Origin of the sequence: Mesorhizobium sp. CA15 (assembly GCF_020165215.1) — a bacterium.
Classification (GTDB): domain Bacteria; phylum Pseudomonadota; class Alphaproteobacteria; order Rhizobiales; family Rhizobiaceae; genus Mesorhizobium.
Genome location: NZ_JAIUHQ010000004.1, coordinates 264,699 through 278,195, shown reverse-complemented (window position 1 = coordinate 278,195; position 13,497 = coordinate 264,699). Strand labels below are relative to the sequence as shown.

The window sequence follows — 13,497 nt, the reverse complement described above, 5'->3', positions numbered from 1 at the left end:
AGGAGCCTGCCCGTGAACAAGCACCAGTCCGACAATACCAACGCCGCCGCGTTCCCGGTCGAGAAGATCCGCGCCATGTTTCCGGCGCTTCAACAGGCGGGCGACTTCATCTTCCTCGACAATGCCGCCGGCGCGCAGATCCCGCAAAGCGTGCTCGACGCCGTGACCAATCATCTGGTTTCACACAATGTGCAGCGCGGCGGCCGCTATGGCCGCAGCGTCACCGTCGATCAGTCGGTCGCCGACGCACGCGAGAGTGTGGCGCTGTTGATCAATGCCTACAGTCCGTCCGAAATCTGCTTCGGCATGAACGCCACCTCGTTCATCCGCCTGGTCAGCCTCGGCATCGGCCAGATGCTCGCGAAAGATCCTGGGGGGCGCGACGAGATCGTCGTTACCGACATGGATCACGACGCCAACATCGCCACTTGGCTGACGCTGGAATCCGCCGGCGCCAAGTTCAAATGGTGGCGCATGCGCGAGGACGGCAATCTGCATGTCGACGACCTCAAGCCGCTGGTGTCGGAGCGCACGCGCCTCGTCGCCTGCACGGTGACGGCGCACTCGATCGGCTCGATCGTCGACGTCGCCGCGGTGGCCAGGATCGCGCATGCGGCCGGCGCCGAAGTGTTCCTGGATTGCGTGCATTACGGCCCGCATGGGCTGATCGACGTGCAGGCCTGGCAGTGCGACTATCTCGTCTGCTCCGGCTACAAGAATTTCTCGCCGCATATGGGCTTCCTATGGGGCCGCTTCGACACGCTGAAGCGGCTGCCGACCTTCCGCGAGGACTTCATTCCCGACGAGCCGCCCTACAAGGTCGAAGCCGGCACCTTCATCTACGAGAACGTCTCCGGCATGGACGCGGCGGTGCGCTATCTGGAATCGATCGGCCGCAACTTCCTTCCCGAAAACAACCGCTCGCGCCGCGACAACATCGTCGCCGGCATGAACGCCATCCGCGATTATGAGCTGATGCTGGCGCGCGCAATGCTGAAGGTGCTGAGGGATTGCAATGCCACGATCTACGGCGTCGCTGACGAGGCGCGCATCACCGAGCGCGTGCCGACCTTCTGCTTCAACATCGGCAAGCTGTCGCCGCAGCGGATCGTCGAGGAGATGGCCGCCATGCAGATCGGCATACGCGACGGCCACATGTATGCGCCGCGGCTGATGAAGCGGCTGAATCTGTCGATGGACAGCGGCGCCATTCGTGCCTCGCTGGTGCATTACAACACGGTGGAAGAGGTGCACCGTTTTGGGGAAGCGCTGCGGGCGATTATTGCGAAGTTGCGGTGATCCCGACCACCTCCGCGTCGTCATCCACGGGCGAAGCAAGGAGCGAAGCGACGCGCGCAGACCCGAGGATCCATTCCGTGACGTGAGAGCGCCGCTCACGGTGCAGAAATTCTACTCCGCTGCATTCTTCGGCTGAGGTACCGGCATGGATTCTAGGGTCTTGGCGCCGCTTCGCGGCCCTCCGCCCTAGAATGACGAAGCAGGAGGCCTACGCCGCCTTCTTCGCCAGCCGCGCCTTGATGCTGGCAATGTCGGCGCGCGGCGTCGCGGCGAAGAGCGTCTTGGTGTAGGCGTGCTTGGGGTCGGAGAAGACCTCGTCGCGCGGGCCGTATTCGACGGCTTCGCCGAAATACATGACCATCACGTCGTCGGCGATATAGCGGACCACCGAGAGGTCGTGGCTGATGAAGACATAGGTCAGCTGGAATTCGTCCTGCAGGTCGGCAAGCAGGTTCAGCACCTGCGCCTGCACGGAGAGGTCGAGCGCCGAGACCGGCTCGTCCAGCACCAGCAGGCTCGGGTTCAGCATCAGCGCCCGGGCAATGGCGATGCGCTGGCGCTGGCCGCCCGAGAACATATGCGGATAGCGGTTGTAATGCTCCGGTCCCAGCCCGACCTTCTTCAGCATTTTCATCGCCAGGTCGCGCCGCTCTTCGGCAGGCTTGTCGGTGTTGATGAGCAACGGCTCGCCCAGCACATCGCCGATCTTCTGGCGGGGATTGAGCGAGCCATAAGGATTCTGGAACACGATCTGCACCTTGCGGCGCATTTCCTTAGTGAGCCCGTCCCTGGCGATATCGACCTTGTTGCCGTCGATGAAGAGCTCGCCTGAGGTGGCCGGATCGATCAGCGTGATGATGCGGGCGAGCGTGGACTTGCCGCAGCCGCTCTCGCCGACGACGGCAAGCGTCTTGCCCTTCTCGACGCTGAAGGACACGCCCTTCACCGCATGGACGGTGCGCGCGCCGCGGAACAGGCCGCCGCCGACATGGTAGTCGCGCTTGATGTCCTTGCCTTCGACGACCTTGGTCATGCGCCGGCTCCTGAAGGTGCGGGCTCGAACAGCATGTCGGAGACGGTCGGCAGCCGGTCGCCGACGGCGTTCTCCGGCAGCGCCGAGAGCAGCGCGCGCGTATAATTGCTCTTCGGCGATTCAAAGAGCGACAGCACGTCGGCCTCTTCCATCTTGCGGCCCTTGTACTGGACGATGACGCGGTCGGCGGTTTCGGCCACCACGCCCATATTGTGGGTGATCATGATCAGGCCCATGCCGTATTTGGCCTGCAGCGAGACCAGCAGGTCGAGGATCTGCTTCTGAATGGTGACGTCGAGCGCGGTGGTCGGCTCGTCGGCGATCAACAGCTTCGGATTGCACGCGATCGCCATGGCAATCATGACGCGCTGACACTGGCCGCCCGACATCTGGTGCGGGAAGGAATTCAGCCGCTCCTCCGGTTCCGGAATGCCGACCTGCTTGAAAAGCTCGATGGCGCGCGCCCGGCGCTCGGCCTTGTCCATGCCCATGTGGAAGCGCAGCACTTCCTCAATCTGGAAGCCGACGGTGAAGCAGGGATTGAGGCTGGCGACCGGCTCCTGAAAGATCATGGCAATGTCCTTGCCGATGATCTTGCGGCGGTCGGCCGGGTCAATCTTCAACAGATCGCGGCCGTTGAAGGCCATGCGGTCGGCGGTGACGGTCGCCGTCCATGGCAGCAGGCCCATCACCGCCAGCATCGACACCGACTTGCCGGAGCCGGATTCGCCGACGATGGCGAGCACCTCGCGCTCGTCGACATGGAGCGAGACGCCGTCGACGGCGCGGAACGGACCGGACGCGGTCTGGAATTCGACGACGAGGTTCTGGATGTCGAGCAGCGCCATCACGACCTCCTGAGCTTGGGATCGAGGGCATCGCGCAGGCCGTCGCCGACAAGGTTAATGGCAAGCACGGTGATGAGGATGGCGAGACCCGGGAAGGTCACCACCCACCAGGCGCGCAGGATGAATTCGCGCGCCGTGGCAAGCATGGTGCCCCATTCCGGCGTCGGCGGCTGGGCGCCGAGACCAAGGAAGCCGAGGGCTGCGGCTTCCAGGATAGCGTTGGAGAAGGACAACGTGCCCTGGACGATCAAAGGCGCAAGGCAGTTGGGCAGGATGGTGGCGAGCATCAGCCGCAGATGGCCGGCGCCGGCGACCTTTGCCGCCACGACATATTCGCGGCTCTTCTCGGCCATCACGGCGGCACGCACCAGGCGGGCGAAATGCGGCTGCAGGACCAATGCGATCGCCAGCATGGCGTTGAACAGGCCCGGGCCGAGAATGGTGACAAGCACCAGCGCCAGGAGCAGCGACGGAAAGGCCAGGATCAGGTCCATGACGCGCATGATCGCAACGTCGACCCAGCCGCGGAAATAGCCCGCCAGCAGGCCGAGTGTGATGCCGCCGGTGAGCGCCAGCGTGACCACCACGGCGCCGATCAGCAGCGAGAAGCGCGCGCCGTAGAGCAGGCGCGAGAGGATGTCGCGGCCGACCGGGTCGGTGCCGAGCAGATATTGCGTGCTGCCACCGGCCTGCCAGGCCGGTGGCCTGAGAAACGCGGTCTTATCCTGGACGTCGGGTGCATAAGGCGCGAGCAGCGGCGCGAAAAGCGCGGCGAGCACCAAAAGGATGAACACGAACAGGCCGATCACGGCGCCGCGGTTCACCGAGAAATAGTGCCAGAAGGTCTTGAGGCCTGTGAGCCGATCCGGGCTGCCGGCGGCCATCGGGGCGATTTCGGTCTGGGTCATTTATGCCGCCCTGATGCGTGGGTTGATGACGGCATAGAGCACATCGACGATGAGGTTCACCGCCATGACGATGAGCGCGATCAAAAGCAGACCCGACTGCACGACGACATAGTCGCGCTTGAAGATGGAATCGACCATCCATTTGCCGATGCCCGGCCAGGCGAAGATGGTCTCGGTGAGGATGGCGCCCGCAAGCAGCGTGCCGACCTGCAGGCCGATGGTGGTGACGACCGGGATAAGCGCGTTGCGAAGGGCATGCACGCCGATGACGCGCGCTGCCGAAAGGCCCTTGGCGCGCGCGGTGCGGACATAGTCCTCGCCCAGTACCTCGAGCATGGCCGAGCGCGTCTGGCGCGCGATCACCGCCAGCGGAATGGTGCCGAGCACGATCGCCGGCAGGACGAGATGGCTAAGCGCGGAGCGGAATGCATCCCACTTGCCATAGAGCAGGCTGTCGACGGTCATGAAGCCGGTGATCGGCTTGAAAAAGAACTGCAGGCCGATGCGGCCCGAGACCGGCGTCCAGCCGAGATAGCCCGAGAAGAAGATGATGAGCAGCAGGCCCCACCAGAAGATCGGCATGGAATAACCGACAAGGGCCGTGCCCATCAGCGACTGGTCGAACCATGAGCCGCGCTTGACGGCGGCAAAAATGCCGGCGGGAATGCCGATCACCATGGCGAAGATCATGGCGAAGAAGGACAGTTCCAGCGTCGCCGGGAAGAGCGTCTTGAATTCCTCGAGGACCGGCCGCTTGGACGAGATGGAAACGCCGAAATCGCCGGTGGCGACCTCACCGACATAGCGCGCATACTGCTCCCAGATCGGCAGATTGTAGCCGAACTGTTGCTTGAGCTCTTCGTAGCGGGCGGGGGCGACGCCATGCTCGCCGGCCATGGCGAGGATCGGATCGCCCGGCAGCAGCCGGACAAAGGCGAAGGCACAGATGGTGATGCCGACCAGGGTCGGAATCAGGAGGGCGATTTTGTTGAGAAGATATCGGAGCATCATCAAATGGAACGGGGCGGCGCTGGAAGTTGCGCCGCCCCGTTCGCAATATTACTCGGACTTGTCAACGCCGTCGAAACGGTGAATGCCGAGCGGGTCCATCTTGAAGCCGGTGACATTATTGCGAACGACCGCGTAAACCTGGCTGTGAGCCAGCAGGAAAGCGGGCGCTTGCTTAGCGAAGATCACCTGCGCCTGCTCATAGAGCTTGGTGCGCTCGGCCTGGTCGCTGGTCTTTTTGGCCTTCTGGATCAGGTCCTCGAAATCCTTGTCGCACCAGCTGGAGTAGTTCGAGACGCCGATGGCCGAGCAGGCGAAGAGAGTGGCGAAGAAATTGTCCGGATCGCCATTGTCGCCGGTCCAGCCGATCTGGAAGGCGCCGGGACGGTCCTTCTTCTTGCCTTCCTCGCGATACTTCGTCCACTCGTAGTTGACGATGTTCGCCTTGACGCCGACTTTGGCCCAGTCGGCCTGGATCAGCTCAGCCGCGCGCTGGAAGTTCGGATTGTAAGGACGAACGCGGTCGGCAGCCCAGAGCTGGATTTCCTTCAGGCCGGCATCGGCGAGAACCTTCTTGGCCGCTTCCGGATTGTAGCTATCGGTCTTCACGTCCTTGTTCCACGACCACATGGTCGGCGGGATGAGGTTCTCGGCGGGCGTCGCGCCGGCATCCTGGAACAGCGACTTTATCAGGGCCTCCCGGTCGATCGCCTGATTGAGCGCATGGCGCACTTCCGGCTTGTCGAGCGGCGGGATGGTGGTGTTGTAGCTCATATAGCCGATGTTCAGGCCGGCCTGATCCATCAGTGTCACGTCCTTGTTGGTCTTGATGGTGGCGATGTCGGCCGGGTTCGGATAGGGCGCGACGTCGCATTCGCCGGCGAGCACCTTCTGGATGCGGGCGGTCGCGTCGGGCGTGATGGCGAAGACGAGATCGTCGATTTTTTCCTTGCCCTTGAAATAGTCGGGATTGGCAGCATAGCGGATGACCGAATCCAGCTGGTAGTCGACGAACTGGAACGGACCGGTGCCGACCGGCTTGGTCGAGAAGTCGGCCATCTTGCCGTCCTTCTGGAGCTGGTCGGCATATTCCTTCGACACGATCGAGGCGAAATCCATGCCGAGATTGGCCAGCATCGGCGCGTTCGGCTCGGTCAGCGTCAGCTTGACGGTGAGGTCATCGACCTTCTCCCACTTGGCGACGTATTTCGGCATGTCCATGCCGGTGTAATAGTCCCAGGTGAGGTTCGGCAGATACTTGTCGCCGTTCCACGGGTTCTGCTTGTTGAACTGGCGATCGAAGGAGAAGACGACGTCATCGGCGTTGAGGTCGCGCGTCGGCTTGAAATAGTCGGTGGTCTGGAACTTCACGCCCGGATGCAGATGGAAAGTATAGACCAGGCCATCGTCGGAGATTTCCCACTTGTCGGCCAGACCAGGCTCGATCTCGGTGCCACCATGCTTGAATTCGACCAGGCGGGAATAGACGGTGCGCGAAGACGCGTCGAAGTCGTTGCCGCCGGTCGTCGTACCCGGATCGAAATTGGCCGGCGACGCTTCCGAGCAATAAACGAGCGTCTTAGCACTGGCCATGCCGCTGAGGACGCTTGCAGCCAGCAACGCGGCTGCAAAAGTCATTGTCTTTTTCATTGACCACTCCCTGATGTTCTCTCAAGCCCCTCTATCAGGCTCGCGAAGGGCGCATATAAGCACCGTTTCTTCGCCTTTGGAACACCTCGTTTGCGTACCCCATGGGAAGCAGGAAAAGAATCTAGCGTTTGCTCAAACCGCAGAAAAAATGAGTAGTTTTTTCTGCTCACAACATTATTAACGACGGCATTTTTTTATTGATCGCCCACCTGTTAAAACGAGCCGACAGGCCCCGGCTGCCGGAGATCTGCCCGCCGCCGGACATGCTGCGGAAGTGTCCGGATCATCGGATTTCGACGGCAAATCTTTCCCCGCCCTGCCGCAGGGGCAAGGCTTGCACCGTCGCCGATAGAGGCAATACATAGACTATGGGCGGGATTTCCCGAAAATCCGCGACGGCGTGGAGGACGCTTCCCTGGAAGCGGGCGCCGAGATCGAAGGCGACAGGGAGAGACAGGTGGCAAAAGCAGCCAAGACGACAGCCCCGGTGAACGCAAAGGCCAAGGGCGCCGCCGCAAGCGATGCACCCAAGACTGCCAAGGCCGCAGCCACAGCGAAGGCGAAGACGACTGCAAAACCCGCAAAATCAGCCCCAAAGCCGGACGCTGCCAAGCCCGCAGCGGCAAAGGCCGGAAAAGCGGCCGCGAAGTCGCCCGCCGCGAAGACGGCGCCAGCGACAGGCAACGCGAAGCCTGCCTCGAAGAGCCTGCCGAAGGCGATCACCGAGCTCACCGTCGGCCTGCCGGAAAAGCCGTGGCTGAAAAGCTATCCCAAGAACATGCCGGCCGAGATCGGCGCCCTGCCCTACAAGTCCATCGGCGAGTTCCTCGTCGGCGCCTGCAAGCAATTCGCCGGGCGGCCGGCTTTCGTATGCATGGGCAAGTCGATCACCTATGCCGAGGTCGAACGGCTGTCGGCCGCGTTCGGCGCCTATCTGCAGGCGAGAGGCCTGGAGAAGGGCGCGCGCGTGGCGCTGATGATGCCGAACGTGCTGCAATATCCGGTGGCGATGATGGGCATACTGCGCGCCGGCTATACGGTAGTGAACGTGAACCCGCTCTACACGCCGCGCGAACTGGAACACCAGCTGAAGGATTCCGGCGCGCAGGCGATCGTCATCCTCGAGAACTTCGCCGGCACGCTGCAGGCGGTGATCGCCAGGACGCCGGTGAAGCATGTCATCGTCGCCGCCATGGGCGACATGCTGGGCGGGCTCAAGGGCGCCATCGTCAACCTCGTGGTGCGACGGGTTAAGAAGATGGTTCCGGCATGGTCGCTGCCTGGCCATGTCAAATTCAACGCCGTGCTCAAGACCGGCGCGAGCATCGCCTTCAAGCCGCCGACGGTCTCCGGCGACGACATCGCCTTCCTGCAATATACGGGCGGCACTACCGGCGTCTCGAAGGGTGCGGTGCTGCTGCATCGCAACGTGCTTTCGAACGTCGCGCAGAATTCGCTGTGGGTGGAGGACGCCTATACGGTCAAGCCGAAGCCGGCGCATCTCAACTTCATCTGCGCGCTGCCGCTCTATCACATTTTCGCGCTGACGGTGAACGCGCTGATGGGCATGCAGCAGGGCGCGCAGAACGTGCTGATCCCCAACCCGCGCGACATCCGGGGCTTCGTCAAGGAACTGGCGAAATACCCGATGCACATCTTCCCCGGCCTCAACACGCTGTTCAACGCGCTGCTCAACAATGAGGAGTTCCGCAAGCTGGACTTCAAGCCGCTGATCCTGACGCTGGGCGGCGGCATGGCGGTGCAGAAGGGCGTGGCGGAGCGCTGGAAGGCGCTGACCGGCTGTCCGGTGAGCGAAGGCTATGGGCTCTCCGAAACCTCGCCGGTGGCGACCGCCAACAAGTTCAGCTCGGCCGATTTCACCGGCACGATCGGCCTGCCGCTGCCTTCGACCGAGATCGCCATTCGGGACGACGACGGCAACAACGTGCCGCTCGGCGAAGTGGGCGAGATCTGTATCCGCGGCCCGCAGGTTATGGCCGGCTACTGGAACCGGCCCGACGAGACCGCCAAGGCAATGACCAAGGACGGCTTCTTCAAATCCGGCGACATGGGCTTCATGGACGAGCGGGGCTATACCAAGATCGTCGACCGCAAGAAGGACATGATCCTGGTCTCCGGCTTCAACGTTTATCCCAACGAACTGGAAGAGGTGGTGGCGCATCACCCCGGCGTGCTCGAAGTAGCGGCCATCGGCGTGCCGGACGAGCATTCCGGCGAGGTGCCTAAATTGTTCGTGGTGAAGAAGGATCCGGCGCTCACCGTCGAGACGTTGATGGCCTATTGCCGCGAGAACCTGACCGGCTACAAGCGGCCGAGATTCATCGAATTCCGCACCGAGTTGCCGAAGACACCGGTCGGCAAGATCCTGCGGCGGGCGCTGCGGGACCAGGTTTGAGCGATTGTTCCGCCGGCAAGGCATGGGAGCGAGACAAGCGGCTCGATCCGGCGGAATTCATCAAGGCGAACATGCGGCTGGCGCCGGTGCCGTCAGTGCCGGAGGTCCGGCTCTACCAGGCGCATCCCGGCAGCGGACTGCGGCGGCTGCTCGAACCGGAAGACGAGAGCGACGAGATCGCGGCCGAGCCACAGCCGCCTTACTGGGCCTATGCCTGGGCCGGCGGCACCGTGCTGGCGCGCTATATCCTCGACCGTTCGTCAATCGTAGCCGGCAAACGCGTGCTCGACCTCGGCGCCGGCTCGGGGTTGGTCGGAATTGCCGCGGCAAAAGCCGGAGCGCGCGCGGTGATCGCGGCGGAGATCGACCGCAACGGCATCGTGGCGCTCCGCCTCAATGCGCAAGCCAACGGCGTCGCCATCCAGACACGCGACGAGGACCTCACCGACGGCCCGCCGCCGCCGGTCGACCTGGTGCTCGCTGGCGATGTCTTTTACGCGCAGGACGTCGGGCAGCGGATGATGCCGTTCCTCGATCGCTGCCTCGCTGCCGGCATCGATGTGCTGGTCGGCGATCCCGGCCGCGCCTGGCTGCCCAGACCGCGGCTTTGCCTGCTCGGCGAATATCACGTGCCGGATGTCGGCGGAAACGGCGGCAGCGAACCCAGGCCCAGCGCGGTGTTCGCCTTTGTCCGATAAAAGGGTGGCTGAGGAGCCCAGCAATCGCCCCTCGCCTCACATCGGGCGCCACGGGTCATACAGCACTTTCTTATTCATCGTTCCGAGAGCAAAGCTCGGAACAGGGACCAGCTAAACCCGTTTTACCAGTTCTAACGGATAGAACGAAGAGACGGAGCAGTCATGGAAATCCACGACACAAATCACCGTCGATTAAAGATCGGCGGCCACACGATATTTCTGCGGGAAGCAGGGCCGCCCGATGCTCCCGTCCTTCTTTTGCCGCATGGCTACCCGTGCTCGTCTTACCAGTTCAGACGCCTGATGCCGGGCCTGGCCGACCGCTGGCGGACAGTAGCCTTCGACTGGCCTGGATTCGGCTACAGCGACACACCGGACCCCGCCGAGTTCGACTATGATTTCAATGCCTATGCCGGCGTTCTCGCTGACGTTGCCGATGCGCTGCATTTGGAGCGTTATGCGCTCTGGCTCCACGATTACGGTTCTCAGATCGGCCTCCGTCACGCGATAGCGCATCCCGACAGGATCGCGGCGCTGATCATACAGAACGGCGACATCTACGAGGACGTGCTCGGGCCGAAATACGAGACGATCAAAGCCTGGTGGGCGGATAAATCGGTCGAGAGACACCGTCCACTCGAGGAGGCGGTCAGCGAGGAGGGATTCCGCAAGGAGTTCATCGGCGAGGTCTCTCAGGACATCGCCAGCCGCGTCCCTCCGGATCTATGGAAGCTGCATTGGCCGCTCATGAACACACCGATCCGGAAGGCGGTGTCGGTCCGGCTGATGGAAAAGCTCGAGCAGAACATCGAATGGTTCCCGCGATACCAATCCTATCTGCGCGAGCACCGTCCGCCGACACTCATCGTCTGGGGACCGCAGGACGACTACATGCCCGAGCAGTCGGCGCTCGCCTATCGGCGCGACCTCCCGGATGCAGAACTGCACATCCTCGACGAGGCCGGCCATTGGCTGTTGGAAACACATTTCGAGGAAGCCCTGCGGCTGGTGCGCGACTTCCTCTCGCGAACGCTGCCGTAAGCACGGCTCTCTGTGAAACCCGGAACCCAAGGAGACGAACATGGCGACGAAACCAACCATCGCACGCATCTGGCGCGGCCGCACCCGTCGCGACGTCGCGAACAGCTACGAAACCTATTTGAAGGCAGAAGGCATTCCTCCGCTTCAGCGGGTTGCGCTCGGCGTCCAGCTCTTTCGCGAGGACCGGGAAGAGGAGACCTGGTTCACGACCATCTCCTACTGGCCCGATATCGAGGCGATGACCGCTTTCACCAAGGGCGACCCGATCAAAGTCCATCATCTGGACCGCGACCCCGAATTTCTGATCGAACTGCCCGAGCGCATCGAGATCCATCGCATCCTCGTCGACGACCAGGATCTGCGCTGACGTTGCCGTCATGAGCAACCTCGCCCTGTTCGGCCTCATGGCACTGATCTGGGGGCTGACCTGGGCGGCAGTCAAGATCGGCCTGGATGCCGGCGTTCCCCCGATCCTTCTGGCGGGGCTGCGCTATCTGCTGACTGCGGGAATCCTGGCATTTTGGACACATGGAGCCTTATCGGCATTCGCGGAAGGCCGGTCGATGCGAGTCATCATATCGGCCCTGCTGACGAATGCCGGAACCTACGGACTGCTGTTCTGGGGCATGCAAACGGTCCCCTCCGGCCTATCCGGCTTGGTCAATCTCGCGCTGGTTCCGGTGCTTCTGTTTGGCTTGGCAGTGCTGCTCGGAGAAGAGCGGCCCACTTGGCGGCACGGCCTGGCTCTGGCGCTCGGCTGCACAGGTCTGCTTGGCCTCTTCTGGACGCGTCTTGTCGAGCAGGAATCCGGAAACGGATTGGGGCTTGCCGCTATCGTGGGCGGCACGGCGTGCTACTGCATGGGGAGCGTTATTGCGAGGCCGCTGATCGGCCCGATCAAACCCCTGACGCTCACCGCGATCCACGCCGTTCTCGGCGGCGCGGCGCTGATCGTCGTCTCATTCCTTTTGGGCGAGGTTTCGGCAACGCTGCCGGGAAGGATCGATGTCGCTCCGGCTGCGGCAAGCCTGTTGTTCCTCTCCCTCCTCGGAACCATCGTAGCCTACACGATCTATCTGCGCCTGCTTGAACAATGGGGCACCGCCCGCGCCGGGCTCTATGCCTTCATCTCGCCCATCGTTGCACTGGCCGTAGGCGTTTGGCTGTTCGGCGAAAAGGTCGGAGCGGCCGAGATTGGCGGCGCCGCGCTATTGTTGGTAGCCGCAGGATTGGCGTTGTTTGGGCGCGACCGCCCCAACGCAGCGAGGAAATGAAAGCCGTCGCCAATGTCACTTCCCCATCGTATCGCCGGCAACCTGGCCCTTGACCTCGCCAACACCATCAGTCGGCGCGGCACCGACCGGGAAATCGACCATCTCGCGACGGCGGCGGACATCCTGGCGTGGTCAAGGCAAACGGGCCTGATCGACGATGATTTCGCCCTTCCTTCGGTCGACCACAAAGCTTTGGTCAAAGACGTTCTCGCCCTTCGCCGCGCCGTAAGCGACGCCGGCTCGGCAATAGCTCACGGCGACGAACCTCCCGCTGCCGCGCTCGATACCATCAGAAAATACGCGGCCGAAGCGCTCAGAACCGCCGCGCTCGCTGGATCGCCGGTGTCGTTGCATTTCCGAGGCGCCAATCGCATCACCGGGGCAATCGCGTGGTCGGCTCTCGACCTGCTTCGCGGCGACGAACTATCGCGTCTCAAACAATGCCCGCCGCACGACTGCCGCTGGCTTTTCATAGATCGCACGAAGAACGGTTCGCGACGGTGGTGCGAGATGAACAGCTGCGGCAATCGGGCCAAGAAGCAGTCGCATCGGAGAATGGCTGATTGAGGCGTCTTCCTGGGACGGCGCCCGGTCTAACCCGCCGGCACGTTCACCCGCGCAGTCAGAAAATCCGGCAGGTCGGCGACCGAGTCCAGAACGACGTCCGCCATCGGGGCCAGCGAGTCGCGCGTGCCGGTGCCGGAGAGCACGCCCACCGCCAGGCCGCAGCCGCCGGCGCGGGCCATCTCCAGGTCATGGCGGTTGTCGCCGACCATGGCTATCTCACTCGCCTTCAATCCGGTCAGGTCGCAGAAAGCGACGACCGTGTCGGGCGCCGGCTTGGAATTGGCAACGGCGTCATAGCCGAAGGCGGCATCGAAGAGCTGCGCGATGCCCAGCGTGGCCAGCGTCCTTTCCGCGCCGCTGGTCGAATCGTTGGTGGCGACGCCCATGCGATAGGATCGTTTGTGCAAGGCCCGCAACGAGTCGACGACGCCCGGCAGCGCGACCGCCATGGCCGAACCTTGCGCCGAGGTGATCTCGTTGAAGCGGGAAACGGCGTGCATCTGATCTTCCTCGGACAGACGCGGGAACCAGAGCTCGACGACATCCATGTTCGAGCCGGAGGCGAAGATCGAATCCGGCTTGAAGCGTTTCGTGACGAAGTCGAAGCCGGCGGCGGCGAGCAACCGATCGGCTTTCCAGCGATCGCCCTCGGCGGCATCCATCGCCATGAAGTCGGCGACGCCGAGCCAGGTTGCGTTGAAGTCGACAAGCGTGCCGTCCTTGTCGAACAATATTCCCTTGATATCCGCCAATCC

At 62.9% G+C, this 13,497-nt stretch carries 13 protein-coding genes; 7 read left to right on the top strand and 6 right to left on the bottom strand.

Annotation, left to right across the window (positions count from 1 at the left end; all coding sequences use genetic code 11):
• Nucleotides 1–12: 12 nt before the first annotated feature.
• On the top strand, nucleotides 13–1,299 hold the full coding sequence (locus LB515_RS10585; protein ID WP_224707661.1) for a cysteine desulfurase-like protein: 1,287 nt from the start codon (nucleotides 13–15) through the stop codon (nucleotides 1,297–1,299).
• A gap of 208 nt (nucleotides 1,300–1,507) precedes the next feature.
• Here the strand turns inward: LB515_RS10585 and LB515_RS10580 are convergent, their stop codons facing one another.
• Genes LB515_RS10580 through LB515_RS10560 form a run of 5 tightly spaced genes read right to left on the bottom strand, consistent with a single transcriptional unit; the run spans nucleotide 1,508 to nucleotide 6,746 of the window.
• Nucleotides 1,508–2,332, bottom strand: a complete 825-nt coding sequence (locus LB515_RS10580) for a dipeptide ABC transporter ATP-binding protein (protein WP_095766040.1) — start codon at nucleotides 2,330–2,332, stop codon at nucleotides 1,508–1,510.
• Nucleotides 2,329–3,180: an ABC transporter ATP-binding protein gene (locus LB515_RS10575; RefSeq protein WP_095766041.1), complete on the bottom strand. Its 852-nt coding sequence runs from the start codon at nucleotides 3,178–3,180 to the stop codon at nucleotides 2,329–2,331. Before LB515_RS10575 ends, LB515_RS10580 begins: the two co-directional genes overlap by 4 nt.
• On the bottom strand, nucleotides 3,180–4,088 hold the full coding sequence (locus tag LB515_RS10570) for an ABC transporter permease subunit (RefSeq protein WP_140843856.1): 909 nt from the start codon (nucleotides 4,086–4,088) through the stop codon (nucleotides 3,180–3,182). The genes LB515_RS10575 and LB515_RS10570 overlap by 1 nt, the downstream gene beginning before the upstream one ends.
• Nucleotides 4,089–5,096 (bottom strand): ABC transporter permease subunit, encoded by a 1,008-nt coding sequence (locus LB515_RS10565; protein WP_140629740.1) that lies wholly within the window; start codon nucleotides 5,094–5,096, stop codon nucleotides 4,089–4,091. It lies immediately after the preceding gene.
• A 51-nt stretch (nucleotides 5,097–5,147) separates the two neighbouring features.
• The gene (locus tag LB515_RS10560; protein WP_224707660.1) at nucleotides 5,148–6,746 is read right to left on the bottom strand and encodes an ABC transporter substrate-binding protein; all 1,599 of its coding nucleotides are present in this window, start codon (nucleotides 6,744–6,746) and stop codon (nucleotides 5,148–5,150) included.
• Nucleotides 6,747–7,203: 457 nt separating this feature from the next.
• Here LB515_RS10560 and LB515_RS10555 point away from each other — a divergent pair, with 457 nt between their 5' ends.
• From LB515_RS10555 to LB515_RS10530, 6 genes are all read left to right on the top strand, one after another.
• Nucleotides 7,204–9,162 (top strand): long-chain fatty acid--CoA ligase, encoded by a 1,959-nt coding sequence (locus tag LB515_RS10555; RefSeq protein WP_224707659.1) that lies wholly within the window; start codon nucleotides 7,204–7,206, stop codon nucleotides 9,160–9,162.
• A complete protein-coding gene (locus LB515_RS10550) occupies nucleotides 9,159–9,860 on the top strand; it encodes a class I SAM-dependent methyltransferase (protein ID WP_224707658.1) in 702 nt (233 codons plus the stop codon). The genes LB515_RS10555 and LB515_RS10550 overlap by 4 nt, the downstream gene beginning before the upstream one ends.
• A 162-nt stretch (nucleotides 9,861–10,022) precedes the next feature.
• The gene (locus LB515_RS10545; protein WP_224707657.1) at nucleotides 10,023–10,901 is read left to right on the top strand and encodes an alpha/beta fold hydrolase; all 879 of its coding nucleotides are present in this window, start codon (nucleotides 10,023–10,025) and stop codon (nucleotides 10,899–10,901) included.
• 40 nt (nucleotides 10,902–10,941) lie between these two features.
• Nucleotides 10,942–11,268: a hypothetical protein gene (locus LB515_RS10540; protein ID WP_224707656.1), complete on the top strand. Its 327-nt coding sequence runs from the start codon at nucleotides 10,942–10,944 to the stop codon at nucleotides 11,266–11,268.
• A 10-nt stretch (nucleotides 11,269–11,278) separates the two neighbouring features.
• Entirely contained in the window at nucleotides 11,279–12,175 is an 897-nt protein-coding gene (locus LB515_RS10535) for a DMT family transporter (protein WP_224707655.1), read from the top strand.
• Nucleotides 12,176–12,187: 12 nt separating this feature from the next.
• Nucleotides 12,188–12,742, top strand: a complete 555-nt coding sequence (locus tag LB515_RS10530; RefSeq protein ID WP_224707654.1) for a CGNR zinc finger domain-containing protein — start codon at nucleotides 12,188–12,190, stop codon at nucleotides 12,740–12,742.
• Between the two features lie 26 nt (nucleotides 12,743–12,768).
• Here the strand turns inward: LB515_RS10530 and LB515_RS10525 are convergent, their stop codons facing one another.
• The gene (locus LB515_RS10525) at nucleotides 12,769–13,494 is read right to left on the bottom strand and encodes an HAD family hydrolase (RefSeq protein WP_224707653.1); all 726 of its coding nucleotides are present in this window, start codon (nucleotides 13,492–13,494) and stop codon (nucleotides 12,769–12,771) included.
• Between the last annotated feature and the right edge of the window lie 3 nt (nucleotides 13,495–13,497).